The sequence below is a fragment of the Variovorax sp. SG517 genome (assembly GCF_013376045.1).
Classification (GTDB): Bacteria; Pseudomonadota; Gammaproteobacteria; order Burkholderiales; family Burkholderiaceae_C; genus Variovorax.
Window position 1 is genome coordinate 814,104 of the sequence record NZ_JABMJG010000001.1, and the last position, 25,370, is coordinate 839,473.

Sequence of the window (25,370 nt, forward strand, 5' to 3'; positions counted from 1 at the left end):
GTTGCGCACGTGCGCGCCGTCGCGGATGATGCTTGCCCCCTGTTTCGAGGACTCCGCTTCATGCTCAAACGACGCACCCTGCTCGCCACCGGCGCCGCAGCCCTGACACCGCTGGCCCTGCCGACGCTCGCGCTGGCGCAGAAGAGAAAGGATGCGCTGGTCATCGGCCTCACGCTGGAGCCCACGGGCCTCGACCCCACGGCCAAGGCGGGCGCCGAGATCGCCGAGGTGGTGCTCTACACCGTCTTCGAGACCCTCACCAAGATCAACTCCGACGGCAGCGTCACGCCGCTGCTGGCCGAGAGCTGGGAGGTCTCGCCCGACCTGAAGACGCTCACCTTCAAGCTGCGCCGCGGCGTGAAGTTCCAGAACGGCGAGCCCTTCAACGCGCAGAGCGTGAAGTTCTCGTTCGACCGCGCGGCCGCGGCCAACAGCACCAACAAGGACAAGCGCACCTTCACCAACATCGCGACGCAGGTGGTCGACGATCACACGGTGGTGCTGATCACCAAGGAGATCGAGCCCGACCTGCTGTTCCTGCTCGGGCAGGCCTCGGCCATCATCGTCGAGCCGAAGACGGTGGAGACCAATGCGACCAAGCCCGTGGGCACCGGCCCCTACAGGCTCGACAACTGGGCCAAGGGCTCGAGCATCGTGCTCGCCAAGTGGGACGGCTGGCGCGGCGCCGACACGGTGCAGATCCGCAAGGCCAGCTTCCGCTTCATCTCGGAACCGGCCGCGCAGACCACGGCGCTGCTCTCGGGCGACGTCGACCTGTTCCCCCACGCATCGGTGTCGCGCAGCCTGCCGCAGTTCCAGAACGACAAGCGCTTCCAGGTGGTGTTCAACGCATCGCGCGGCAAGACCATCCTTGCCATCAACAACAGGCGCAAGCCGCTGGACGACGTGCGCGTGCGCCGCGCGATCTCTGCGGCCATCGACCGCAAGGCGGTGATCGAGGCCGCCATCGACGGCCGGGGCATCCCCATCGGCAGCCACTACGTGCCGGGCGCGCCGGGGTACATCGACACCACCGGCATCAACCCCTACGACGTGGAGAAGGCGAAGAAGCTGCTGGCCGAGGCCGGCGTGAAGACGCCGCTCGAACTGGAGCTGGTGCTGCCGCCCCCGCCCTACGCGCGCCAGGGCGGCGAGCTCATTGCCGCGCAGCTCGCCAAGGTGGGCATCGTCGCGAAGATCCAGAACGTCGAATGGGCGCAGTGGATCAGCGGCACCTACGGCAACAAGAACTACGACCTCTCGCTGATCCTGCACGTCGAGCCCTTCGATCTCGTCAACTACACCAAGCCGGAGTACTACTGGGGATACCAGTCGCCGAAGTTCAACGAGATCTTCGAGAAGGCACGCAACGCGGCACGCCCCGCCGACCGCCTGCGCTACCTGGGCGACGCGCAGCGGCTGCTGGCCGAGGACGCGGCCAACGTCTTCCTGTTCCAGCCGCAGTTCATCACCGTGGCGGCGCGCAACCTGCGCGGACTGTGGAAGGACGCGCCGATCTTCGTGAACGACATCGCGTCCCTGTCCTGGGCCTGATCCTCTGGGCCTGATCCCAGCCGGGCGTTCCCGCATACGGGAACGTCCCGAGTAAAAACCGCCCCGCAGGCCGCGCGGCGGCGCGCCCTCTGCATCAAAATGGCCGGTCGCGCAGGTGGCATCTTTCGTGCTGCGTGCCGTGTCTTTCGCGGCGCCGCGCCTCCCTTCGGGGCACGGCGTGCGCCGCAGCAGTCGTCCGCCATTCGAACCTGGCATGTTTTTCCGGAGATCACACGTATGCTGAACCGTCGCACCCTCCTTGCCACCGCCGGCGCCACCGTGGCACTGGCCATCCCGCTCGCCGCCGTGGCGCAGGGCAGGAAGGACGCCATCGTGATCGGCATGGCGCTCGAGCCGCCGGGGCTGGACCCGACCACCGGCGCCGCGGCCGCCATCGCCGAGGTGGTGCAGTACAACATCCTCGAGACGCTCACCAAGATCAATTCCGACGGCAGCGTCACCCCGCTGCTGGCCGAGAGCTGGGAGATCTCCCCCGACCTCAAGACCTACACCTTCAAGCTGAAGCGCGGCGTGAAGTACCAGAACGGCGAGCCCTTCAACGCGGCCACCGTGAAGTTCTCGTTCGACCGCGCGGGCAGCGAGAAGAGCACCAACAAGGACAAGCGCACCTTCGCCAACCTGAGCACCCAGGTGGTCGACGACTACACGGTGGTCATCATCAACAAGGAGATCGACCCTGACCTGCCCTTCGTGCTGGGCCAGGCCACGGCCGTGATCGTCGAGCCCAAGAGCGCCGATGGCAACGCCACCAAGCCGGTCGGCACCGGCCCCTACAAGCTCGACAACTGGGCCAAGGGCTCGTCGATCACGCTGAGCAAGTGGGAGGGCTTCCGCAGCCCGGCGACCGCGAAGATCAACAAGGTCACCTTCCGCTTCATCTCCGACACGGCCGCGCAGGCCGCGGCCATGCTCTCGGGCGACATCGACGTGTTCCCGCGCATTGGCACGCGCGTGGTGCAGCAGTTCAAGATGAACCCGCAGTTCCAGGTGATCCTGGCCGGTTCGCGCGCCAAGACCATCCTGTCGATCAACAACAAGAAGAAGCCGCTGGACGACGTGCGCGTGCGCCGCGCCATCCTCGCGGCCATCGACCGCAAGGCCTTCATCGAAGGCGCGGCCGACGGCTTCGGCGTGCCCATCGGCAGCCACTACGTGCCGGGCGCGGCGGGCTATGTCGACACCACCGGCATCAACCCCTTCGACATCGAGAAGGCCAAGAAGCTGCTGGCCGAGGCCGGCGTGAAGACGCCGCTCGAGCTGAAGATGACGCTGCCGCCGCCGCCCTACGCCCGCCAGGGCGGCGAGGTGATCGTGGCCCAGCTGGCCAAGATCGGCATCGTGGTGAAGGTGCAGAACGTCGAGTGGGCCCAGTGGCTCAGCGGCACCTACGGCAACAAGGACTACGACCTGTCGATCGTGTCGCACGTGGAGCCCTTCGACCTCGGCAACTACGCCAAGGCCGACTACTACTGGGGCTACCAGTCGAAAGCCTTCGACGCGCTGTTCGACAAGATCAAGACCACCGCCAGCGCCACCGAGCGCAACAAGCTGCTGGGCGACGCGCAGAAGATGCTGGCCACGGATGCAGCCAACGGCTTCCTGTACCAGCCGCAGTTCCCGACGGTCGCGAAGAAGAGCGTGAAGGGCATCTGGAAGGAAAACCCGATCTTCGTGAACGACCTCTCCGCGCTCTCGTGGAGTTGATGAGGCTCGCCCCCAGGCTTCGCGCACTTCGTGTCGCTTCGCCAATCCCCTACCGAGGGCAACACCGGTGGCCCGGCAAAGCCGGTTCCACGGTGTTTCCCGAAGGGACCGTGGTCATCTCGTGCGCCGTGAATCACGCGAGGTGCGGTTAGGCACGTGAGTGAAGCAATGTCCGATGCCGCCTTGCTGAGCAGTCTTTCCGCGCAGGAGCTTGCGGTCGCCTACCGCGACCGCAAGCTCTCGCCGGTCGAGGTCACGCAGGCCGTGATCGCACAGGTGGAGCGCTGGGAGCCGCACCTGCAGGCCACCTGGCTCTTCAGGCCCGAGGCTGCGCTCGAACAGGCGCGCGCTTCGGAGGCGCGCTGGCTGCACGGCGATGCTCGCGGGCCGCTGGACGGCGTGCCGGCCACCATCAAGGAAAACATCGCAACGCGCGGCGACCCGATGCCCGCAGGCACCGCCGCCGTCGACCTGAAGCCCGCGGCTGCGGATGCACCGCCGGCCGCGCGCCTGAAGGAAGCCGGCGCGGTGATCGTGAGCAAGACCACGATGCCGGACTACGGCATGCTGTCTTCGGGGCTCTCCAGCTTCCACACGCTGGCGCGCAACCCATGGGACCTGCGCCTGACGCCTGGCGGCTCGAGCGCAGGTGCCGGCGCGGCTGCAGCGGCCGGCTACGGCCCGCTGCACCTGGGCACCGACATCGGCGGCTCGCTGCGCCTGCCCGCGAGCTGGTGCGGCATCTTCACGCTCAAGCCCAGCCTGGGGCGCATTCCCATCGATCCGCCCTACATGGGCCGCGCGGCCGGGCCGATGACGCGCACCGTGGGCGACGCCGCGCTGCTGATGCAGGCGCTGGCCAAGCCCGACGCGCGCGACAGCATGGCCCTGCCGCCGCAGGACATCGATTGGGCCGGCTTCGACGTGCCGCCCGACCATCTGCGCGGCCTGCGCTTCGGTCTGCTGCTCGACGCGGGCTGCGGGCTGGCGGTGGAGCCCGAGATACAGGCGGCGGTCGAGCAGGCCGCGCGCCTGCTGGAGAAGGCCGGCGCCGTCATCGAGCCGATGCAGCCCTTCATGTCGCAGGCGATGCTCGACGGCATGGACCACTTCTGGCGCATGCGCTCGCTGGTGGACATGAAGAGCCTGCGCGCCGACCAGCGCTCGAAGGTGCTGCCCTACATCCGCGAATGGGCCGAGAGCGCGGCGGAGTTCAGCGGCGAGCACGTGTTCCGCGGCTTCAGCCAGTTCCATGCGACGCGCGCGGCCGCCGTGAGCGCCTGCGCGCGCTTCGACTACGTGATCTCGCCCGTGTCGCCCAACATGCCGGCCGCGGCCGAGGCGCCCTCGCCCACCAACGACCCGCTGCGGCCGCTGGAGCACATCGGCTTCACGGTGCCGTTCAACATGTCGGAGCAGCCGGCCGCCTCGGTGAACTGCGGGTACTCGGCGTCGGGCCTGCCGATAGGGCTGCAGATCGCCGGCCAGCGCTTCGACGATCTCGGCGTGCTGCGCGTGGCGCGCGCCTTCGAGCAGATCCGTGCGCCGCAGCGGCCCTGGCCATCGCCGCCCGGCCGCTAGCGGGGCACCTCAGGTCGCCGCATAGCGACCGGGCTTGTGGTTGATCCAGAGAAAGAGCCCCATCACCACCGCGGCCAGCACCGACCAACCCACCCGCTGCGGCGGGATCACGCACAGGGCGAGCAGCACCACCGTGCAGTCGATGCCGATCTGCACCTTGCCGGCAGGCCAGCCGCGCTTTTCCTGCAGGTAGAGCGTCAGCACGGTTGCACCGCCCAGGCTGGCGCGGTGACGGGCGAGGAACAGGCAGCCGGTGCCCAGCAGCAGGCCACCGAGTACGGCCGCGAAGGCCGGGTGCAGCGAATCGATCGACAGGTAGCGCGGCGCCAGGTCGGTCATCACCGAGAGCAGCGCGATGGCCGAGAAGGTCTTGAGCGTGAACGCCCGGCCCATGTGGCGCCAGGCGAACCAGTAGAACGGCAGGTTGACCAGGAAGAACAGCTTTCCGAAGCTCGCGCCGGTGGCGTAGTGCAGCAGGAAGGCGACGCCGGCCGTGCCGCCCGTGAGCAGGCCGGCCTGGCCGAACAGCATCATCGCGATGGCGACGAAGAGCGTGCCCGAGAAGATCGCCTGGGCGTCGTCGAAGCGGGAGTGGCGTAGCCAGTCTGGCGGGGTGGTGGGAGGTGGCGCGTCCATGGTTGTCCTGACGCAAATCCCGCGCCACCCCGGCGCCCGGCTCACACCAGATGGGTGGCCAGCAGTTCCCGGGCCCGGGTCACGAATGCGGTTTCGCCCCGGCGGCCGGGCAGGAACTCGAAGGCGACGCGCGGCAGCGCCGGCAGCCCGTGGGGCGTGGCGAGCCGCGTTACCCCATCGCTGATCGCCGACTCGTTGAGGCAGGCCACGCCCAGCCCCGCCGCCAGCGCCGACTGCAGCCCCGCCACGCCCGACGCCACATGCGCCAGCGCATAGGGCACGCGCCTGCGCCGCAGCAGCGCCACCGTGAACTGGTGCAGCGAACAGGTGTCGGGCAGCGCCAGCAGGCGCACCGGCTCGCCGCGCACCAGCCGCATGCCGGCCGCGCCCAACCACACCAGCGATTCGCGCCGGATCACCGACGCCCGCGACTGCGCGGCGGAAACACCGGCGATGTTCATTGCCACCGCCACGTCGAAGTCGCCGCGCGCATAGGCGGCGCGCAGATCGTCGCTCTTCAGGATGGTGACGTGCAGCCGAACCTGCGGATAGCTCTCACCGAGCCGCCCCAGGAGCCGGGTCAGGTCGCCGGGCCGGAAATAGTCGGTGACGGCGAGCCGCAGCTCGCCCTGCAGCGTCTCGCCGTGCAGGTCGCGGAAGGCCTCGTCGCTCAGCGCCAGGATGCGCCGCGCATAGCCCAGCAGCCGCACGCCCGCCTCGGTGGGCGTAGCGCCGGCCTTGCTGCGCGTGAGCAGCGACTGCCCCGCGCGCTCTTCCAGCTTGCGGATCTGCTCGCTCACCGACGACTGCGAGAGGAAGACGCGCGGCGCGGCCGCGGTGAGGCTGCCCGCGTCGACGACGGCGGCCAGCGTGCGCAATTGCTCCAGGTCGAATCCCTGCATGGTTCATCCATCCGTTTATCCGATGGAAAGAATCATATCTTCCCGCTTTTCCAATTGCATGCCGGTTCCCACAATCACCCCATCGACAACCCGTTCATCCAAGGAGTCCGCCATGCCCCACATCGTCGTCCACCTCTCCGGCCAACCCGACGCCGACCTCACCGGCAAGACCGTCGACGCCGTCGCCGAGCTCACGCAGAGCGTGCTCGGCAAGCAGCTGCCGGTGATCGCCATCACCGTGCAGTACATCGCCGCCGACGCCTGGTTCATCGGCGGCCAATCGCTGGCCTCGCTGGGCAAGTCGGCCTTCCACCTCGACATCAGCATCACCGACGAGACCAACACCAAGGCCGAGAAGGCGCGCTACCTGCGCGAAGTGCACGCCGCCATGGCGAAGATCAGGCCCGACCTGCACGAGGTGTCGTACATCCACGTGATCGACGCGCGCGGCGCCGCCTACGGCTACGGCGGCAAGACGCAGGAGTACCGGCACCAGCAGGCCGGCGTATAGATTCACCCCCAGGCTTCGCGCACTTCGTGTCGCTTCTCCCCACCTCGCCGGGGGCAACACCAGCGGCCCGGCAAAGCCGGTTCCGCGGTGTTCCTGGCCTTGGCAGTCGAAACTTCCTGCGTTGCGGGCCCGTCAATGGCGCGGTAGAGAAACAGTGCGGCGCTGAAGCATTCCGGGGCATGGCACCATGCCGTCATGCCATCCGCAAATTCCCTCGCCGACAGCCTCGGCAACCCGCTCACCCTCGACGATGCCGCCAGCCTGCCGCTGGTCGACGACTTCGTCATGGGCTTCATTTCCAGCGAGGCCCGCGCGGTCAACCTGCTCGCGGTGGCCGATGCCGACGCGAGCCCCATCGTGCAGGCCTACTGCGCCACGCTGCACCTGTTCGCCGAATCGCGCGAAGCCGTGGCCAACGCGCGGCCCTTCCTTGAGAAAGCCCGCGCCGGCGCAGCACGCGCAACGCCGCGCGAGCAGCGCTACATCGCAGCCATCGAAGCCTGGGCCGAGGGCGACATCGACCGTGCGATTGCGCTGCATGCCGAGCAGGCCCGCGAGCATCCGCGCGACCTGGTGTCGGTCAAGCTCGGCCAGTACCACTGCTTCAACACCGGCGACTGCCCCGGCATGCTGAAGCTCGCGCTGGCGGTGCTGCCGCATGCGGCCGACGTGCCCTACGTGCACGGCATGGCGGCCTTCGGCTACGAGCAGTGCCACCTGATGCGCGAGGCCGAGGCGAGCGCGCGCTGCGCCATCGCCATGTGCCGCAAGGAGCCGTGGGCGCACCATGCGCTGGCGCACGTGATGCTCACCGAGGGCCGGCTCGCGGAGGGGCTGGCGTTCATGGAGAGCGTGAGCGACACCTGGATCGGTCTCAACTCGTTCATGGTCACGCACAACTGGTGGCACATGGCGCTGTTCCTCATCGACCTGGGCCGCGATGCCGAGGCGCTCGCGGTGTACGACGAGCATGCCTGGGGCGTGGTGAAGGACTACTCGCAGGACCAGATCGGCGCCGTCTCTCTGCTCGCGCGGCTGGAGCTCGCGGGCATCGACGTGGGCCGGCGCTGGGAGGACGTGGCCGACCACCTGCGCCAGCGGCAGGCCGACCACGTGCTGCCCTTCCTCGACCTGCAGTACCTCTACGGCCTGGCGCGTGCCGGCCGCCCCGAGGCCGATGTGCTGCTGCGCAACATCGCAGCCTTCGCGCCCCACGCGCCGGCGTCGACGCGCGCGGCATGGCAGCGCGTGTGCGTGCCGGCGGCGCACGGGCTGGTGGCGCATGCGCGCGGCAATCTCGCTGCGGCAATCGAAGGGCTGGGCACGGCCCTGCCGCGCATGATCGAGATCGGCGGCAGCCATGCGCAGCGCGACCTGTTCGAGCAGGTGTATCTCGACGCGCTGGTGCGCAGCGGCACGCAGGCTTCGCTGTCGGCGGCCCAGGGCATCCTGCAGCAGCAGCTCAACGGACAGCCCGAGTCGCTGCGCCTGCGCCGGCAGACGGCTGGCGTGTATGCCCGGCTCGGCCTCGGACAGCTGGCCGGAGGCACCACCGGCCTCGCCTGAACAGGCCGGTGCAGGCGCCCGGCAGCCCATGCCTTCAGGTCATGGGACATGGTGCAAAAGGAATTGGCGACAGCGTGCGAGCGGCTCCTAGACTGGCCGCTCCATTCATGCAGACAACACGCCCTTTGCGGGCCAGGCCTTCCATGCACAAGTCCTTCGCCACACTGGCCGTTCTCTCGGCCCTCGCGCCCTTCGCTCCTCTACTCCATGCGGCCGACGGCGCCCCGGTCGCGCTCGACCTGCTGCTGCGCGGCGGCACGGTCTTCACCGGCGATTCGGACACGCCGGTGGTGGGCGACGTGGGCATCGCGGGCGACCGCATCGTGTTCGCGGGCAAGGCGGTGCCGGCACAGTTCACCGCGAAGCGCGTCATCGACGCCACGGGCATGGTCGTGGCGCCGGGCTTCATCGACGCGCACACGCATGCCGACGCCGACCTGCATTCCAGCGACCCGAAGAAACGGCTGAACATCCCCTTCGTCACGCAGGGCGTGACCACCGCGGTGATCGGCAACGACGGCTTCGGCGGCTTCGACATCGCGGCGCAGACGCAGAAGCTGCGCGCCGCGCCGGTGGGCACCAACGTGGCCATGTACGTGGGCTTCGGCCCGGTGCGCATGAGCGAACTCGGCGAGGCCAACCGCGCGCCGACGCCCGAGCAGCTGGAGGCGATGAAGAAGCGCGTGAGCCAGGGCATGTGCGAGGGCGCGCTGGGCCTTTCCACCGGCCTCTTCTACACGCCGCAGAACTTCTCGAAGACCGAGGAGGTCATCGAGCTCGCGAAGGTGGCGGCGCGGCACGGCGGCCTCTACGACAGCCACATCCGCGACGAGTCCATGTACAACATCGGCCTGAAGGGCTCCATCGACGAGGTGATCCGCATCGGCCACGAGGCGAAGCTGCCGGTGCACGTGGCGCACATCAAGGCGCTGGGCGTCGACGTGCAGGGCCAGAGCGGCGACATCATCAGGCGCATCGAGAAGGAGCGCGCGGGCGGGCTGGACATCACGGCCGACCACTATCCGTGGACCGCGTCGAGCACTCGCTTCTCGGCCGCGCTGCTGCCGCCCTGGGCCAACGAAGGCGGCCGCGCGGCGACGCTGCAGCGCTTCGACGACGCCTCGCAGCAGGAGCGCCTGCGCAAGGACATGCGCGAGAACCTGCGGCTGCGCGGCGGCCCCGAGGCCATCCTGTTCTCGGCCGGCAGCACGAAGTACGTGGGCAAGACGCTGGCCGACGTGGCCAAGGCATCGAACGCCGATCCGGTGGACGCCGCCATCGCGGTGCTGCGCGACGGCGACCTGATGATCGCCTCCTTCAACCAGAGCGACGACGACGTGCGCGCCTTCATGAAGCGGCCGTGGGTCATGACCTCGTCGGATTCGTCGCTCGGCCATCCGCGCGCCTACGGCACCTTCGCGCGCAAGTACGACCAGTACGTGGTGAAGGAGCACACGATCTCGCTGGCGCAGTTCATCCGCAGCAGCTCGTCACTCACGGCCGACACCCTGGGGCTGAAGCAGCGCGGCCACCTGCGCCCGGGCTACTACGCCGACGTGGTGGTTTTCGACCCGGCCCGCTATGCCGCCAGGGCCACCTACACGCAGCCGACGCTGCTGTCGGAAGGCGTGAGCACGGTGCTGGTGAACGGCCAGCTGGCGGTCGACGGCGGCAAGCCCACGGGCGTGGGCGCCGGCCAGCCGCTGCTGCGCACGCCGAAGGCCGGCAGCTGCGGCTGAGCAGGGAATAGGGGCTTGCTCAGCCCTTGTTCTTCAGGTGCCGCGTCTGGTCGTAGGTCGGCTGCGGCGGCAGGTCGGCCAGGTGGCGCGTGTCGGCCCATTCGACGATCTCGATGTCGTCGGGCCGCGAGGGATCGGCGATGCGGATGCGGTTGAAGCCCGCGTTGGGAATGTCGCTGCGGCGCGGGCCGCTCAGGCTCAGGCCTTTGGCGGTGCGCCACACCATGTCGAGCACGCCGCCGTGGGTGACGACGATCAGGTGCCGGCCCCGGTGTTCCGAGGCGATGCCGCCCAGCGCCGCGATGATGCGCGCGTGGAACTCGCGCGCCGTCTCGCCCTCGGGCATGGCATGGTCCTCGCGGAACTCCAGCCACTCTTCCCAGGCACGCGGATGCAGGCTCTGGATCTCCTCGGAGCGCATGCCCTCGACCACGCCGAAGAACTGCTCGCGCAGCGCCGCCGAGGTGACCACCGGCAGCGACAGCTGTTGCGCCCCGGGCGCCGCCGTCTGCTGCGCGCGCATGAGGTCGCTGCTGACGATGTGCTGCACCGCCGTCTCGCTGGCCAGCCTCAGTCCGATGCGGCGAGCCTGCTCGTGGCCGATGTCGTTGAGCGGAACGTCGGCATGCCCCTGGAAGCGGAGCTCGCGGTTCCAGGCGGTCTCGCCGTGGCGGATGAGGATCAGGTCGGTGGTGGTTTCGGGCTTGGGCGTTGGCATTGCCGCCCATTTTCCACCGTGCGCGTGACGCTCAGGTATTCGCCCGCACCGCCTGTTGCAGCACCGCCACCACGGTGTCGGCCACGGGCGCCGCGCCGAGTCGCATCGGCGACGGCGTGAGCAGCGCCAGCACCCAGGCGATCACCACGCCGCCGACGATGGCGCAGACCACCACCACGGCGGTGTACGCGACGGCCTTGTCGGGCGGGCATTTCATGAGCACCGGCAGGCCGGTGTAGAGCAGGTAGATGCCGTACAGCGCCGCCAGCGCACCCAGCACCGACAGCGAAGGCAGCAGGCTGAACACGCCGCCCACGAAGGCGGCCGTGCTCGCATAGGCCGAGAGCTTGAGCGCGCCGATCTGGCTCTTCGTGCCCTCGAAGGTGGGCGCCATCGCGTCGATGATGAGCGCGAGCACGAACACCATCACCAGCGACAGCACGTAGCCCACGACCATGTTCGCGAGCCCCGACGCCAGCGGCACGCGAAAGCTCACGCCGAAGGCGCCGATGCCGATCAGCGACAGGCCGATGAAGCTGGCCAGCGCCGGGATCAGCGCGAGGATCATCACGTAGTTCTTGTAGAGCGATGCGGCGTCGGCCGGCTCTGCGTCGATCTCGGGCCAGGTGGCCTTCGGCTTGAGCAGGATGGCTTGGACGCGTTCGACAAGATTCATTGCGGGGTTCCTCTGCATTGCCTGCGAGTGTGCCGAGGCATGCGCGCGATGGCTGCTGGCCATGAGGCCTATGCCGCGACCTATGCCGCTGCGCCGCGGGCCGCAATCGCGCAGAATCCCTGCCCATGCCCAATCTGATCCTGCTGCCCGGTCTCGCCTGCGACGAGCGCATCTGGGAAGCCCAGCTGCCCGCCCTTCCCCCTGCCTTCGGCGCCCGCGTGAGCGACGTCCAGCGGCACAACGACACCATCGAGGGCATGGCCGCGGCCGTGCTGCGCGACAACGAGGGTCCGCTGGTGCTGTGCGGCGCCTCGATGGGTGGCATGGTCGCCATGGAAGCCGCCCGCCAGGCGCCGCAGCGCATCGCCGGCCTGGCGCTGCTGGGCACCAGCGCGCGGCCCGAGACGCCCGAGATGTTCACGCTGCGCGAAGGCGCCATCGAGTACTTCGAGCGCGGCGAGCTGCGCGACGTGATCGAGCCCAACGTCTACTTCGCCTTCCACCCCGCGCAGGCCGCCGACGAGGCGCTGGTGCAGCGCTACCTCGACATCGTGCTGGGCGCGGGCGCGCAGCAGCTCATCACCCAGAACCGCGCGGTCATGCGCCGGCCCGACGCGCGCCTGCACCTCGCATCGGTGCGCGCGCCGGTGCTGCTGATGTGCGGCAACGAGGACAAGCTCGCGCCCCCCGAATGCACGACCGAGATGGCGGCGCTGCTGCCGCAGGCCGAGGTGGTGTGGGTACCCGACTGCGGCCACATGCTGACGATGGAGAAGCCCGGCATCGTCAACGCCGCGCTCAATCGCTGGCTGGCGAAGCACTTCCCCGCCTGAGCCCGGACGCCCGCGGCCGCTCAGTGCAGCTGGCCGCCCGTTTCGGCGATGTCGTGCTCCACCGCCAGCGAGGTGGTCACCGCGATGCGCAGCGCCTTGACCATCGTCTCCAGCGACATGCTCGGCGCCCCCGGAAACCGCGCCGCCTGCTCCGGCAGGTAGGGAATGTGGATGAAGCCCCCGCGCAGCCCCGCCACCGGCTGCGTCGCGATGCGGTGCATCAGCCCGTAGAAGAGGTGGTTGCACACGAAAGTGCCCGCGCTGTTCGACACCGAGGCCGGCACGCCTGCCGCGCGCAGCTCGCGCACCATCGCCTTGATCGGCAGCGTCGAGAAGTACGCCGCGGGCCCGCCCGGCACCACTGGCACGTCGATCGGCTCCCGGCCCTTGTTGTCGGCCGTACGCGCATCGTCGATGTTGATGGCGACGCGCTCCGGCGTGAACTCCGCGCGCCCGCCGGCCTGCCCTATGCACAGCACCAGCTGCGGCTTGAGATCGTCCATGGCCGCCAGCAAGGCGTCTATGGCATCGCCGAAGACGCAGGGCGCCAGCCGGGCGTGCACCGTCGCACGGCCGACCTTCCAGCCATCGAGCGCACGCACGGCGTCCCAGGAGGGATTGCGCGCCTCCTGCTCGAAAGGCTCGAAGCCGGTGAGCAGGACTTTGACGGCCTTGGCTGCCACGGCACGGCTCGCGCGTTCGGGCCGTCAGGCCATGGCCCCTACGGCTATTCCTTCCTGCTCCAGCCGCTCGCGGATGCGGCGCGCAAAAGCCAGCGCATGGGCGCCGTCGCCGTGCAGGCAGACGGTCTGCGCATTGACGGGCACCACGCTGCCGTCGATGGCGGTCACGCGGCGGTCGCGCACCAGCGAGAGGGTCTGCGCGAGGGACTGCTCCTCGCTCTCGATCAGCGCGCCGGGCTGGCTGCGCGGAACGAGGCTGCCGTCGGGCATGTAGCCGCGGTCGGCGAACACTTCCTCCACGGGCTCCAGGCCGGCGCGGCGGGCCGCGTCGATCATGTTGCTGCCCGCGAGCCCGAAGAACCTGAGCGAAGGGTCGAAGCGGCGCACGGCCTCGCACAGCGCGTCGGCGAGTTCGGGCTCCTTCACGGCCTGGTTGTAGAGCTGGCCATGGGCCTTCACGTGCGAGAGCCTGCCGCCCTCGGCCTTCACGATGGCCGCGAGCGCGCCCACCTGGTAGAGCACGTTGGCGACGATCTCATCGGGCGGCAGGTGCATGGTGCTGCGGCCGAAGTTCTCGCGGTCGGGAAAGCTGGGGTGCGCGCCGATGGCCACGCCGTTGCGCATGGCCCAGCGCACGCACTGCTGCATGGTCTTCGCATCGCCCGCGTGCCAGCCGCAGGCGATGTTGGCGGAACTCACCAGCGCGAGCAGCGCTTCGTCGTTGCCGGCGCCTTCGCCGAGGTCGGCGTTGAGGTCGATCTGCATGGTGGGGCTTCCTTTCTTTCTCTCGGTTTCCGGCCAGTCTATGCCGCGACCGGCCAGCCCGCAGCCGCAAGGCCTTGCGCCACCTGTGAGAGGTAGCGCTGCTGGCCGGCCCATGCGGCCAGCGCCTGCGGCTGGTCGACCTGCACGAGGCGCAGCCTGCCGTTGAGCGGCGCCTGCGCGAGCCTCCAGAGGTCGGCGCGGATGACCACGCCGATGCGCGGATAGCCGCCGGTGGTCTGCGCGTCGCCCATCAGGATGATCGGCTGGCCCGAAGGCGGCACCTGGATCGTGCCGGGGATCACGCCCGAGGAAAGCATGTCGCCGCTGCGCTTGCGCTTGAGCTCGGCGCCTTCGAGGCGGCTGCCCATGCGGTTGCTCTGCGGCGTGATGCGCCAGCGCTCGCCCCAGAGCTGCTCGCGCGCGGCCAGCGTGAACAGTTCGAACTCGGGGCCGGGCAGCACGCGCAGCGCGATCGCGCCGTCGCCTTCGGGCTGGCCCCAGTCGGGGCCGCGGATGCCGAAGGGCCGGCGTTCGCGTTGCGTGGCATCGAGCATCGAAACGCCCGTCGGCAGCCGGTCGCCCTTGCGCAGCGCTCGGCCCTCGTGTCCGCCGAAGCCGGCCTTCAGGTCGGTGCTGCGCGAACCGAGGACCGGCGGCACGTCGATGCCGCCCGCCACCGCGAGCCAGCTGCGCACGCCGGGCTTCTTCGTGCCGCCGGCGTTGGCGCCTGCGAGCCTGAGCGTCTGCCCGGCAGCGACCGGCACGCTCCAAAAGGGCCACAGCGGCGCGCCGTCGAGGGTGGCGCCGAAGTCGTCGCCGGTGAAGGCAATGCGCGTATCGGCCTCGAACTGCAGCTCGCAGCCGCCCATGGTGAGCTCCAGCCCCGCCGCGCGATCGGCATTGCCCACCAGCCGGTTGGCCAGCGTGAGCGCGAGCACATCGAGCGCGCCGCCCGGGCAGATGCCGAGCTGGCGATGGCCGTGGCGGCCCAGATCCTGCACCGAGGCGAGCACGCCGGGTTTGCGGATGGCGATCATGCCTGCACGCTCTCGGCGACGAAGCGCACCCGGTCGCCGGGACGCAGCAGCGTCGGCGGCTCGGCTGCGGGATCGAACAGTTCCAGCGGCGTGCGGCCGATCAGCTGCCAGCCGCCCGGCGACACCAGCGGATAGATGCCGGTCTGCTCGCCGCCGATGCCGACCGATCGCGCGGGCACCGCAAGACGCGGTTCGGCACGGCGCGGCGTGGCGAGTTCGGGCGGCAGTCCGCCCATGAAACTGAAGCCGGGCAGGAAGCCCAGCAGGTAGACGACGTACTCCGCGCCGGTATGGCGCCGCACCACCTCGGCCGGCGTGAGGCCGGTGTGCGCCGCGACGTCGGCCAGGTCGGGCCCGTGCTCGCCGCCATAGGCGACCGGGATCTCGACCAGCCGGCCGCTGACAGCGCCAGCGGACAGCTTCGGCCAGGCCTCGAGCACCTGCGCGGTCAGCGTGTCCAGATCGACGACCACAGGGTCGAAGGTGAGCGTGAGGTTGTTCATGCCCGGCAGCGTCTCGCCGACGCCGGGCCACTCCCGCGCATGCTCGGCCAGGGCCCAGATGCGCTGCTGCTGCGCCAGCGTGGCGGGTGCGGGGAGGTCGCACAGCAGAGCTGCATCGCCCAGCAGATGCAGGCGGGGCGGTGGGAAGCCGCTCATTGCGGCTTATTCACGTCCGAGGCTGCGGACTTTTGCCGCCAGTTGCTGCTCCACGTTGGGAGAGACGAACTTGTGGACCTCGCCGCCGAGCATCGCGATCTCGCGCACGAAGGTGCTGGAGATGAACTGGTACTTGTCGCTGGGAGTCAGGAAGACGGTCTCGACGTCGGGCATCAGCGAGCGGTTCATGCCGGCGAGCTGGAACTCGTAGTCGAAGTCGGTCACGGCGCGCAGGCCGCGCACCATGGCCTTGCCGCCGCGCGCGACGACGAAGTCGCGCAGGAGGCCCGAGAAGCTCTCGACGGAAACCTGGTCGCTGTAGGGCTTGACGGCCTCGCGGGCCATGTCCATGCGTTCGGACAGCGTGAACAGCGCCTTCTTGTGATGGCCCGCCGCCACCGCGACGATCACCTTCGAAAAGAGCTGGGTGGCACGGCGCACCACGTCCTCGTGACCGAGGGTGATGGGGTCGAAAGTGCCGGGATAAACCGCGATGACGTTGCTAGCCATGGTTGCTTCTTCCTCATGCTGCCGGTGCGGCTTGTCCGGCGGATTATGCAGTCCCCTGCGCGGCGGGCCTCAGCAGATGTGCATGCACGGCGCCGGCCTTCAGGTAGCGGAACTCGGCGAGGCCCAGGGCCGCGAGCTCTTCGCCGTTCCAGCGGCGCGGCGCCTCCAGGTACACCGAGCCCTCGGGGCGCAGCGCACGCGCAGCGGCGCGAAGCGCGGGCTCGTAGAGCGCGAGGTTGTCGAAAGGCGGATCGAGGAAGACGACGTCGAGGCTGCCCGCGGGCACGCGTTCGAGCGCGGTGACGCCGTTGCCGCGCTCGATGCGAACGGCCTCGGCTTCAAGCTTGGTCTTGATCGCCTGCATCTGCGCGACGAGCGCGGCGTCCTGCTCGCACAGCAGCACGCTGGCCGCACCGCGCGAGGCGGCCTCGAAACCCAGCGCGCCGGTGCCCGCGAAGGCATCCACGCACTGCCAGCCTGGCAGCTCGCCGCCACCGGCGCCGGCCAGGCTCGCGAGCCAGTTGAAGAGCGTCTCGCGCACGCGGTCGGGTGTGGGGCGCAGGCCAGGCTTGTCGGCCACGGCGAGGCGGGTGCGTTTCCATTCGCCGCCGATGATGCGCACCTCGCTGGGTTTGGAGGGGCGCTTCACCGCCGGCTTGGGCTTGCTGCCGGCTGGCGCGGATCGGGAGGCGGATGCGGCTTTCTTCTGGTGCTGGGGCATGCGGCGAGCTTAACGCCGCCAAATCCGCGGGACTCTCAAGCCCCTGCCAACGCGCGCCGCAGCAGCATTGCCGCCAGCACGAGCATGGTGCCGCCGATCAGCGCATCGAGCATCTGCCAGGCGCGGGGCCGGGCGAACACCGGTGCGAGCAGCCGCGCGCCGAAACCCAGCGAGGTGAACCACAGCACGCTCGCCATGGAAGCGCCGACCACGAACCAGAGCTTGAGCATGCCCGCGTACTGCGCGCCCGCGCTGCCCACGAGCAGCACCGTGTCGAGGTAGACGTGCGGATTCAACAGCGTGAAGCCGGCGGCCTGAGCCACCACCGCCGCGCGCGACAGCGAGGAAGCGCCCTGCGCCGAGGCCTGCAGCGCCGCCGGCTGCCGCGAGCGCCACAGCGCCCTGAGCCCGTAGGCGCACAGGAAGGCCGCCCCCAACGCCGCGAGCACCGTGGCCAGCATCGGCCGCCCGTTCAGCGCCTGCGCCATGCCGGCCACGCCGGCGCTGATCAGCACCGCGTCGCCGGCCGCGCAGAACAGCACCACCGCACCCACGTGCTCGCGGCGCAGGCCCTGGCGCAGCACGTAGGCGTTCTGCGCACCGATGGCGACGATGAGGACCAGGCTCATGAAGAACCCGTTGGCGAGGGCGGTGGTGACTTGTACGGCTTGCATGCTTCGAGGATGCCGTCCGCATCGGATTAACTCAAACTAAACTTTCTTAAGCCGATTCAGTTTTTCTTCATTCTTCGAAACTCATCCCATGCTCGACTACGCCGCCCTGAACGCCCTCGCCGCCGTGGTGCGCGAAGGCAGCTTCGAACGCGCCGCGCGCGCGTTGCACGTCACGCCTTCCGCGGTGTCGCAGCGCATCAGGCAGCTGGAGGAACGTACCGGCGGCGCGCTGCTGGTGCGCGGCCAGCCCTGCGTGGCGACCGAGGCCGGCCAGCAGCTGTGCCGGCACGTCGAGCGCGTGGGCATGCTGGAGCACGAGCTGCGCGACGCCCTGCCCGCCCTGGGCATGGGCGGCGACGAAGCCGGCGGCGAGCGTGTCACGATCCGCGTGGCGGTCAATGCCGACACGCTCGCGACCTGGTTCGTCGCCGCCGCGTCGGCCTTCGCCGCGCAGGAGCCGGGCGCGCTGCTAGATCTCACGGTGGACGACCAGGACCACACGGCCGAGCGGCTGCGCAGCGGCGCGGTGCTCGCGGCGGTGACGGCGCTGGCCCAGCCGGTGGCCGGCTGCAACAGCGAGGCGCTGGGCACCATGCACTACGTGGCGGCGGCCAGCCCGGAGTTCGTGCGCGAACATTTCGCAAAAGGCGTAGGCGCCCGCACGCTGGCGGAAGCGCCGAGCCTGGTGTTCGATCGGAAAGACCGGCTGCAGGCGCGCTGGGTACGGCGCATCTGCCACCGCAATGTCGAGACGCCCAGGCACTGGATTCCCTCGCCCAATGCCTTCGTCGAGGCGGCCTGCTCGGGGATGGGCTGGGGCATGCACCCGGTCAGCATGGTGGCCGGGGCGCTGAAGGAGGGAAGGCTGGTCGAACTGGTGCCCGACTCGATGCTGCCCGTGCCGCTCTACTGGCAGCACGCGCGCGCAGCGCCGAAGCTGCTGGAGCGGCTCGGCGCCGCGGTGCGCGCGGCCGCTACGAGCGGCCCGCACGCACTCCAATAGGCTGCTACTGCTGCGCCTTGGCGGTCCTGGCGTCCTTGCCGCCCACCACCACCGTCACCATGCGCTCGGGCTGCAGCTTGCGCTGGAAGGCGGCCTTCACGTCGGCGGCCGTGACCGCGTTCATGCGCGCGGTCCAGGTGTCGAGGTAGTCCAGCGGCAGATCGTGCCAGGCGATGTTGGCTACGTTGCCGATCAGCTTGCGGTTGCTGTCCAGCAGCAGCGGGAAGCCGCCGATCAGGTTGTCCTTGGCGGCCTTCAGCTCGGCTGCGGTCGGCCCCTCGGCGACGAACTTCGCGAGCACCTCGCGCGACACCTTCACGGCCTCCTCGGCCTGGTCGGGCCGCGTCTGGAAGCCGACGCGGAACGCGCCCGCCTCGAGCCCCGGCGCGAAGCCGCTGTAGATGCTGTAGGTGAGGCCGCGCTTCTCGCGCACCTCGTTCATCAGGCGCGAGACGAAACCACCGCCGCCCAGCACGTAGTTGCCCAGCGTGAGCGCGAAGTGGTCCGGGTCCTTGCGCGGATAGCCGGGCTGGCCGATGAGCACATGGGCCTGCGCCGAGTCGAAGGCGATGCGATCGTCCTTCGGCGCGGTCAGCGCGGCCACCGGCGCAATGGCCGGCAACGGCGTGCAGGCCTCGGGGCCGGGCAGGCGCGACAGCAGCGTGTTCGCGATGCTCTCGGCCTCCGCGCGCGTAACGGCGCCGACGATGCTGAGCTTGGCGCGGCACGGCACGATGAGCTGCTGGTAGCGCTGGCGCATGGCGGCGGTGTCGATGCGCGCGAGCGTTTCCTCCTTCACTTCCTGGCCGTAGGGATGCACGCCGTAGACGTCGGCCGCGAAAGCACGGCCGGCCACGGTGGCGGGCTTGGTGTTGGCCTCCTTGATGGCGGCGTTGATGCGCTCGCGCTCGCGCTGCCACACGTCGTCGGGGAAGGAGGGCTCGCCGATCTCGCGCGCGGCCAACGCCACCGCCTTGTTCAGCAGCGCCGGATCGGACAGCGAGCGCAGCGAATAGCTGGTGCGGTCGGTGCCCGCGCTCACGTCGAAGCTCGCGCCCAGATCGGCCCAGGCTTCGCCCAGGGCGTTCTGGTCGAGCGCGGGCTCGCCGTTCCTGCCGGCCCGAACGCCCTTCTCGACCATGGTCGCGGTCACGCTGGCCAAGCCGGCCTGCGCGGCAGGGTCGCGGCGGCTGCCGGCGTCGAAGTCGAGCTGCGCATCGACGATCGGCAGCGCGTTGGTCGACACCAGGTAGATCCTGGCGCCGTTGGCCAGCGTCCAGTGCTGGATGGGCAGCGCGGCCTGCGCGTCGGTGATGCCCGCCACGGCGATGGCGCCGGCGAGCAGCGCGCGTCGCGCGGTCTTGATGAAAGTCTTCTGCATGGGAATGGTGACCTTTCAGCGCATTTCGCCCGCGGGAGCGGCGAAACCGCGGCCGCGCGGCTTGGACTCGGGCGGCAGGGGACGCAGCGTGGCGACGGTGAGCTGGTCGTCGCCGAAGTACTTCGCGGCCACGGCCTGCACCTGGGCCGCCGTGACGGATTGCAGCCGCGCGACGATGCGCTCGCTGGCGTCCAGCGGCAGGCCCTGGATCCAGTTGCTGCCGAGCTCGCGCGCCTGGGCCATCACCGAGTCGCGCTTGTAGGTCTCGCTCGCCACCCACTGGGTCTTGACGCGGGCCAGTTCGGCCTCGCCCACGCCGTCCTTGGCGATGCGCGCGACCTGGGCACGCAAAGCGGCTTCCACCACCTCGGCGCTCTTGCCGGCAGCCGGAACGCCGTCGAGCACGAAGAGCTGCGGGCCGCGCCCGATGAAGCCCGAATACGCACCGGCCGAATCGGCGACTCGGTCGGGGCCCTGGGTCAGCGCGCGGTCGAGCCGGGCGCCGGAATAGCCGTCGAGCACGGCCGAGAGCACCACCAGCGCCCAGGCGTCGCTGTTCACGTCGTCGATATTGGCGAGCTGCGGCACGCGGAACGCGAGCGACACGTAAGCCTGCTCGGCGGGAGCCTTCAGCTCGATGCGGCGGATGCCGCGCTGTGCCGGCTCGATGCGCGGCTTGCGCGCGGGCACGGCGCGCGAGGGGATGCGGCCGTAGTACTTCTCGGCCATGGCTCGAACCTGCGCCACGTCGACGTCGCCGGCCACCACCAGCACGGCGTTGGCGGGCACGTACCACTGCCTGAAGAAGGCGCGCGCGTCCTCGGGCGTCATGGCGTCGAGGTCGCTCATCCAGCCGACCACGGGGCGGTGATAGGGAGAGGCGGTGAAGACGGCGGCGTTCTGCTGCTCGCCCAGCAGGGCGCGCGGCTGGTCTTCGGTGCGCAGGCGGCGCTCTTCCTTGACCACCTCGATCTCGCGCTTGAACTCGTCGTCGGGCCACTGGTTGTTGGCGAAGCGGTCCGATTCGAGTTTCATCACCTGCTCGAGGCTGCCGACCGGGATCTGCTGGTAGTAGCCGGTGTAGTCGCGGGTGGTGAAGGCGTTTTCCTGGCCGCCCAGGGCGGCCACGCGGCGCGAGAACTCGCCGGGCTTGATGTCCTTGGTGCCCTTGAACATCATGTGCTCGAGCGCATGGGCCACACCGGAGGTGCCGTCGACCTCGTCGATGGAGCCCACGCGGACCCAGACCATCTGCACCGCCGTGGGCGAGCGCCGGTCGGGCTGCACGATCAGCGTCATCCCGTTGGCGAGGGTGAATTGCTGGGGGCCGGGCGCCGCGGCTGCTGCGGCGGCGGAAGACGGATTGGACTGGGCCTGCGCAGGCATGGCCCACGGCGCCAGAAGCGCCATCGCCAGCACCGCACCAGACGCAGCACGGCGTGGCGGGAGGTGTTTCATAGAATGGCTCGGATTGTAAAAAGCTCCCGATGTTCAGTTTCTTCAAGAAAAAACCGCCTGCCGAAACCCCCGATGCGCCGGCGTCCAGCCCGCCGGCCCCGGCAGCGCCTGCTCCGGAACCTGCACCGGCACCGGCACCGGCACGCTCGGTGTTTTCGCCCTCGAGCTGGTTCGGCTCGAAGCCGGCGGCGGAAGAAGCGCCTGCCCCGCCACCCGCGCCAGCACCCGCCCCTGTTGCCGCTCCTGCACCAGCGCCCGCGCCAGTTCCAGCGCCGCCCCCCGCACCGGCTGCGTCGCCCGCCCCGGCCCCCATTCCCGCTCCTCCAATCGCAGCTCCCGTTCCAGCGCCGGTCGCAGCCCCAGTTCCAGCGCCGGCCGCCGAGCCCGCCGCCATCGCCACCGAGCGCAAGGGCTGGTTCGACAAGCTCAAGACCGGCCTGCGCAAGACCGGCACCGGCATCCAGGCCGTGTTCGTCAACGCGAAGATCGACGAAGAGCTCTACGAGGAACTCGAATCCGCGCTGCTGATGGCCGACACCGGCGTGAAGGCGACCGAGTACCTGCTCGACGACCTGCGCGGGCGCGTCAAGCGCCAGATGGCCACCGACGCCTCGCAAGTCAAGGCGCTGCTGGCCGAGACCGTGGCCGACCTGCTGAAGCCGCTCGAGAAGCCACTGGTCATCGGCCAGTTCACGCCCACCGTGATCATGGTGGCCGGCGTCAACGGCGCGGGCAAGACCACCTCCATCGGCAAGCTCACCAAGCACCTGGCCGACGAAGGCGCCTCGGTGCTGCTGGCAGCGGCCGACACCTTCCGGGCGGCGGCGCGTGAGCAGCTGCTGGTCTGGGCCGACCGCAACACGGTCGAGATCGTGAGCCAGGAAGGCGGCGACCCGTCGGCCGTGAGCTTCGACGCGGTGAACGCCGGCAAGGCCCGCGGCAAGGACGTGGTGCTGGTCGACACGGCCGGCCGCCTGCCGACGCAGCTGCACCTGATGGACGAACTCAAGAAGATCAAGCGCGTCGTCACCAAGGCCGACGGCACCGCGCCGCACGAGGTGCTGCTGGTAATCGACGGCAACACCGGCCAGAACGCGCTGGCGCAGGTCAAGGCCTTCGACGAGACGCTGGGCCTCACGGGCCTCGTCGTGACCAAGCTCGACGGCACGGCCAAGGGCGGCGTGCTGTGCGCCATCGCACGGGAAAGGCCGATTCCGGTCTATTTCATCGGCGTGGGCGAGAAGCTGGAAGACCTGGAAACCTTCAACGCCCGCGAGTTCGCGCAGGCGCTGCTCGGATAAGAAAAAAAACGGCCCCGGCTTGCGCCGGGGCCGCTCACTTTTTCTCTCTCCCCTACCTACTCCTGTCGCGGGAACGCGATGCAGTGAAGATAGGCCACGGCGCAGGTGTTCACCAGTGCCGAAAGTCATGGGAAGCGCAGAAGACGACGTCTACACATCGCTTCTGGCGTCAAAAATAATACAAACGAATTCAACTTCAGACTGGCCAGCTGAGGCCGGCGCCAGCTATCTGGCGACCGTGAGCTCGGCCATCGCCAGCAGCAGCTGGTCGGCCACCACCGGCTTGAAGAGCACGGGCACCTGCGACTCGCGCACGCGCTGCAGCCGGTCGGGCGAGGTCTCGCCGGTGATGAGCAGCAGCGGCATCGCCGCGCCGCCCGACTGGCTCAGGCGCAGGCCGGCATCGAGCCCGTCAACGCCGTCGGCCAGCCGGTAGTCGCACATCAGCAGGTCGAAGGGCCGGCCTTCGCGCGCGGCGTGGCGCAGGGCTGCATCGGCGGCGGCCTCGCTGGCCACGGCATGGGCGTCGATGGAATGGGAGCGCAGCAGGCCCATCATGGCCTCGCGGATCTCCAGTTCATCGTCGAGCAGCAGCACGCGGCCGGGCAGTGCCAGCGCCGACGCGCTGCGCTCATCGGCGGCGCTCGCCTCGGCCAAGGAGGCGGGCGGCAGTCCCGCCGGCGCCCGCTCGAGGGTGCTCGCGATGGGAACCACCACGCGGAAATGCGTGCCCCGCCCCGGACGCGAGTGCATCTGCACCGGATGACCCAGCAGCCGCGACAGCCGCTGCACGATCGACAGCCCGATGCCCAGCCCCCGCGAGCGGTCGCGGCCCGGATTGTTGATCTGGTAGAACTCCTCGAAGATCCGGCCCGACTGCTCGGGCGCGATGCCGATGCCGGTGTCGCGCACCTCGATCCACACCGACTCGCCGCGCTCACGCGCCGTGACGCTCACGCCGCCGCGCATCGTGTACTTGAGGGCGTTGTCCATCAGGTTCGACAACATGCGGTGCAGCAGTTGCGGATCGCTGTGCACCCACAGGCCGCTGGCCCGCACGCGCAGCTGGAGCTCCTTCTGTTCGGCGCGTGCCGCGAAGGTGTGGTTGAGCGGCAGGAAGAGCGCGTCGAGCTGCACCGGCTGGGGCGCGGGCGTGATTACCCCGGCGTCCAGGCGCGAGACGTCGAGCATGGTGTCGAGCGAGGCGCCCAGCGCGTTCACCGCGCGCATCAGCCGCTCGGCATTGCGGCCTTCGGGACGGTCGCGCAGCTCGTTCTCGAGCGCGGCGCCGAAAAGCGCGATGGCGTGCAACGGCTGGCGCAGGTCGTGGCTGGCGGTGCCGAGGAAGCGCGTCTTCTCCTCGCTCGCGCGCTCGGTGGCGGCGATCTGCTCGCCCAGGCGCGCGGCGAGCGCCTCGTTCTCGAAGCGCAGCATCAACGATTCGGTCAGCAGCTTGTGCTGGCCGATGCCGGCATAGAGCGTCAGCAGCAGGTAGGCCGCTCCGGCGGCCGCCAGGAACAGGTGCAGCCCGTCGCCCTGCCACGCCAGCGCGGTGATCATCCCGAGCGACATCGGCATGGTGTAGCCGAAGAGCGCCGGCTTCAGCGGCCACAGCGACTGCGCCGCCCGCGCGCAGCTGCCGACGATCACCGCCATCAGCAGCGAGGTCATCGGCAGGTTGTTGTGCGGCACGATGAGCCAGGGCACCACCGCCGTGACCATGCTCACCAGCGTGACCACGCGCGAGATCTTGCGCGCCCAGTAGGCGCTTTCGCGCACGGGCCGCGACGGGGTCCAGCGCGGCGTGAAGAACACGTAGATGTCTGCCATCAGCAGGCCGGCCAGCCAGAACAGCAGGCTCGGGTCCTTCAGCTGCGAATAGATGATGCTGCCGAACACGACCACGAAGGCCATGTGCGTGAGCGTCGAGACGCTGTAGGTGCTGTAGACCGAGGCGACGTGCTCGCGCAGCACCCGCTGGCCGAGTTCGTGGTCGGCGACGGGGTTGCTCGGCGCGGCGGGCTGCACGCTCAATGCAGGGTGCTGATCAACTGGGCGCGCGAACGCATGCCGAACAGCAGCAGGATGGTCGAGACATGGTTCTTCACCGTGCCTTCGCTCAGGTTCGCGAGCTGGGCGATTTCCTTGTTGGCCTTGCCTTCGAGCACCCACTGCAGCACCTGCATCTGCCGCGGCGTGAGTTCCTGCCAGGCGCTGGCGTGGGCGAACTCGGCATAGCCGGTGAGCGCCCTGGGTACTGGCTGGGTCGGCGCAGCCTGTTGCGGCTGCAACGACGCGTCGGCGCCGCCGTCGAGCAAGCCGCAGGCGCGGATGAAGCTCACGACCTCCTTCAGGTCGGCCGATTTCGGCAGGAAGGCGGCTGCGCCGAGCGCGAGCACGCCCTGCGCCAGCGTGCTGTTGCCCGTGCCTGAGAGCACGACGATCCGCGCGTCGGGAAAGCGCATCCGGAACTCGGCCAAGCCGCTCAGGCCGTGGGTGTCGGGCAGCGCCAGGTCGAGCAGCACGAGGCCGATGGAAGCCTGGTGGGCCTCGTACAGCCTGAGCGCATCGGCGACGTTGCTGGCCTCGAAGACTTCGATCTTGGCGCCCGAGGGGCTCGCCTGGGCCTGGACCAGGGCGCAGACGCCCAGGCGCAGCAGGTCGTGGTCGTCCACGACGAGAATCGACCGAGGTGCGCGGACGGCCGTACCGGTCTGCGTGACCGGCGACCGGGAAG

At 69.7% G+C, this 25,370-nt stretch carries 24 protein-coding genes; 9 read left to right on the plus strand and 15 right to left on the minus strand.

Features of this window, described 5'->3' with window-relative positions; genetic code table 11:
- Positions 1-60: 60 nt before the first annotated feature.
- From FHT32_RS03755 to FHT32_RS03765, 3 genes are all read left to right on the plus strand, one after another.
- Positions 61-1,554, plus strand: coding sequence for an ABC transporter substrate-binding protein (locus tag FHT32_RS03755; protein ID WP_176663275.1), 1,494 nt, complete (start codon positions 61-63; stop codon positions 1,552-1,554).
- Between the two features lie 237 nt (positions 1,555-1,791).
- The gene (locus tag FHT32_RS03760) at positions 1,792-3,279 is read left to right on the plus strand and encodes an ABC transporter substrate-binding protein (protein WP_176663276.1); all 1,488 of its coding nucleotides are present in this window, start codon (positions 1,792-1,794) and stop codon (positions 3,277-3,279) included.
- A 168-nt stretch (positions 3,280-3,447) separates the two neighbouring features.
- Complete coding sequence (locus FHT32_RS03765) at positions 3,448-4,860, plus strand: amidase (RefSeq protein ID WP_176663277.1); 1,413 nt, start codon at positions 3,448-3,450, stop codon at positions 4,858-4,860.
- Positions 4,861-4,869: 9 nt separating this feature from the next.
- Here the strand turns inward: FHT32_RS03765 and FHT32_RS03770 are convergent, their stop codons facing one another.
- Together FHT32_RS03770 and FHT32_RS03775 are read right to left on the minus strand one after the other, a co-directional pair.
- Positions 4,870-5,496, minus strand: a complete 627-nt coding sequence (locus tag FHT32_RS03770; protein WP_176663278.1) for a YitT family protein — start codon at positions 5,494-5,496, stop codon at positions 4,870-4,872.
- A 41-nt stretch (positions 5,497-5,537) separates the two neighbouring features.
- The gene (locus FHT32_RS03775; protein ID WP_176663279.1) at positions 5,538-6,398 is read right to left on the minus strand and encodes a LysR family transcriptional regulator; all 861 of its coding nucleotides are present in this window, start codon (positions 6,396-6,398) and stop codon (positions 5,538-5,540) included.
- Between the two features lie 112 nt (positions 6,399-6,510).
- Here FHT32_RS03775 and FHT32_RS03780 point away from each other — a divergent pair, with 112 nt between their 5' ends.
- The 3 genes from FHT32_RS03780 to FHT32_RS03790 all read left to right on the plus strand — a co-directional run bounded on the left by FHT32_RS03780 (position 6,511) and on the right by FHT32_RS03790 (position 10,214).
- A complete protein-coding gene (locus tag FHT32_RS03780; RefSeq protein WP_176663280.1) occupies positions 6,511-6,909 on the plus strand; it encodes a 4-oxalocrotonate tautomerase in 399 nt (132 codons plus the stop codon).
- Between the two features lie 195 nt (positions 6,910-7,104).
- On the plus strand, positions 7,105-8,475 hold the full coding sequence (locus tag FHT32_RS03785) for a tetratricopeptide repeat protein (RefSeq protein WP_176663281.1): 1,371 nt from the start codon (positions 7,105-7,107) through the stop codon (positions 8,473-8,475).
- Between the two features lie 143 nt (positions 8,476-8,618).
- Complete coding sequence (locus tag FHT32_RS03790) at positions 8,619-10,214, plus strand: amidohydrolase family protein (protein WP_176663282.1); 1,596 nt, start codon at positions 8,619-8,621, stop codon at positions 10,212-10,214.
- Positions 10,215-10,233: 19 nt separating this feature from the next.
- On the opposite strand, the gene FHT32_RS03795 is transcribed toward FHT32_RS03790, so the two are convergent.
- Together FHT32_RS03795 and FHT32_RS03800 are read right to left on the minus strand one after the other, a co-directional pair.
- Positions 10,234-10,932 carry a histidine phosphatase family protein gene (locus tag FHT32_RS03795; protein ID WP_176663283.1) on the minus strand — a complete coding sequence of 233 codons (699 nt, stop codon included), beginning with the start codon at positions 10,930-10,932 and terminating at the stop codon, positions 10,234-10,236.
- 31 nt (positions 10,933-10,963) lie between these two features.
- Entirely contained in the window at positions 10,964-11,608 is a 645-nt protein-coding gene (locus FHT32_RS03800; protein ID WP_176663284.1) for a Yip1 family protein, read from the minus strand.
- Between the two features lie 125 nt (positions 11,609-11,733).
- Here FHT32_RS03800 and FHT32_RS03805 point away from each other — a divergent pair, with 125 nt between their 5' ends.
- The gene (locus FHT32_RS03805; RefSeq protein ID WP_176663285.1) at positions 11,734-12,441 is read left to right on the plus strand and encodes an alpha/beta fold hydrolase; all 708 of its coding nucleotides are present in this window, start codon (positions 11,734-11,736) and stop codon (positions 12,439-12,441) included.
- Between the two features lie 20 nt (positions 12,442-12,461).
- Here FHT32_RS03805 and pcp read toward each other — a convergent pair whose 3' ends face one another.
- The 7 genes from pcp to FHT32_RS03840 are packed head-to-tail and all read right to left on the minus strand — an operon-like array spanning position 12,462 to position 17,490.
- Complete coding sequence (pcp, locus tag FHT32_RS03810) at positions 12,462-13,124, minus strand: pyroglutamyl-peptidase I (RefSeq protein ID WP_176663286.1); 663 nt, start codon at positions 13,122-13,124, stop codon at positions 12,462-12,464.
- A 24-nt stretch (positions 13,125-13,148) separates the two neighbouring features.
- Positions 13,149-13,889 carry a 5-oxoprolinase subunit PxpA gene (gene pxpA / locus FHT32_RS03815; protein ID WP_176663287.1) on the minus strand — a complete coding sequence of 247 codons (741 nt, stop codon included), beginning with the start codon at positions 13,887-13,889 and terminating at the stop codon, positions 13,149-13,151.
- Positions 13,890-13,927: 38 nt separating this feature from the next.
- Positions 13,928-14,926, minus strand: coding sequence for a biotin-dependent carboxyltransferase family protein (locus FHT32_RS03820; protein ID WP_176663288.1), 999 nt, complete (start codon positions 14,924-14,926; stop codon positions 13,928-13,930).
- Positions 14,923-15,585 (minus strand): 5-oxoprolinase subunit PxpB, encoded by a 663-nt coding sequence (gene pxpB / locus FHT32_RS03825; protein WP_176663289.1) that lies wholly within the window; start codon positions 15,583-15,585, stop codon positions 14,923-14,925. The genes FHT32_RS03820 and pxpB overlap by 4 nt, the downstream gene beginning before the upstream one ends.
- Before the next feature lie 6 nt (positions 15,586-15,591).
- Positions 15,592-16,095 (minus strand): pantetheine-phosphate adenylyltransferase, encoded by a 504-nt coding sequence (coaD, locus tag FHT32_RS03830; protein ID WP_126025542.1) that lies wholly within the window; start codon positions 16,093-16,095, stop codon positions 15,592-15,594.
- A 43-nt stretch (positions 16,096-16,138) separates the two neighbouring features.
- Entirely contained in the window at positions 16,139-16,816 is a 678-nt protein-coding gene (locus FHT32_RS03835; protein ID WP_176663290.1) for an RsmD family RNA methyltransferase, read from the minus strand.
- 35 nt (positions 16,817-16,851) lie between these two features.
- Entirely contained in the window at positions 16,852-17,490 is a 639-nt protein-coding gene (locus FHT32_RS03840) for a LysE/ArgO family amino acid transporter (RefSeq protein ID WP_176663291.1), read from the minus strand.
- An 88-nt stretch (positions 17,491-17,578) separates the two neighbouring features.
- On the opposite strand from FHT32_RS03840, the gene FHT32_RS03845 reads away from it, so the two are divergent.
- Positions 17,579-18,493: a LysR family transcriptional regulator ArgP gene (locus tag FHT32_RS03845; protein ID WP_176663292.1), complete on the plus strand. Its 915-nt coding sequence runs from the start codon at positions 17,579-17,581 to the stop codon at positions 18,491-18,493.
- 4 nt (positions 18,494-18,497) lie between these two features.
- Here the strand turns inward: FHT32_RS03845 and FHT32_RS03850 are convergent, their stop codons facing one another.
- Both FHT32_RS03850 and FHT32_RS03855 read right to left on the minus strand, forming a co-directional pair.
- Entirely contained in the window at positions 18,498-19,874 is a 1,377-nt protein-coding gene (locus tag FHT32_RS03850) for a pitrilysin family protein (RefSeq protein ID WP_176663293.1), read from the minus strand.
- Positions 19,875-19,889: 15 nt separating this feature from the next.
- The gene (locus FHT32_RS03855; RefSeq protein ID WP_176663294.1) at positions 19,890-21,332 is read right to left on the minus strand and encodes a pitrilysin family protein; all 1,443 of its coding nucleotides are present in this window, start codon (positions 21,330-21,332) and stop codon (positions 19,890-19,892) included.
- A 29-nt stretch (positions 21,333-21,361) separates the two neighbouring features.
- Here FHT32_RS03855 and ftsY point away from each other — a divergent pair, with 29 nt between their 5' ends.
- Complete coding sequence (gene ftsY, locus FHT32_RS03860) at positions 21,362-22,633, plus strand: signal recognition particle-docking protein FtsY (protein ID WP_176663295.1); 1,272 nt, start codon at positions 21,362-21,364, stop codon at positions 22,631-22,633.
- A gap of 225 nt (positions 22,634-22,858) precedes the next feature.
- On the opposite strand, the gene FHT32_RS03865 is transcribed toward ftsY, so the two are convergent.
- Positions 22,859-24,667 (minus strand): hybrid sensor histidine kinase/response regulator, encoded by a 1,809-nt coding sequence (locus tag FHT32_RS03865; RefSeq protein ID WP_176663296.1) that lies wholly within the window; start codon positions 24,665-24,667, stop codon positions 22,859-22,861.
- Positions 24,664-25,308: a LuxR C-terminal-related transcriptional regulator gene (locus FHT32_RS35360; RefSeq protein WP_371132125.1), complete on the minus strand. Its 645-nt coding sequence runs from the start codon at positions 25,306-25,308 to the stop codon at positions 24,664-24,666. The genes FHT32_RS03865 and FHT32_RS35360 overlap by 4 nt, the downstream gene beginning before the upstream one ends.
- Between the last annotated feature and the right edge of the window lie 62 nt (positions 25,309-25,370).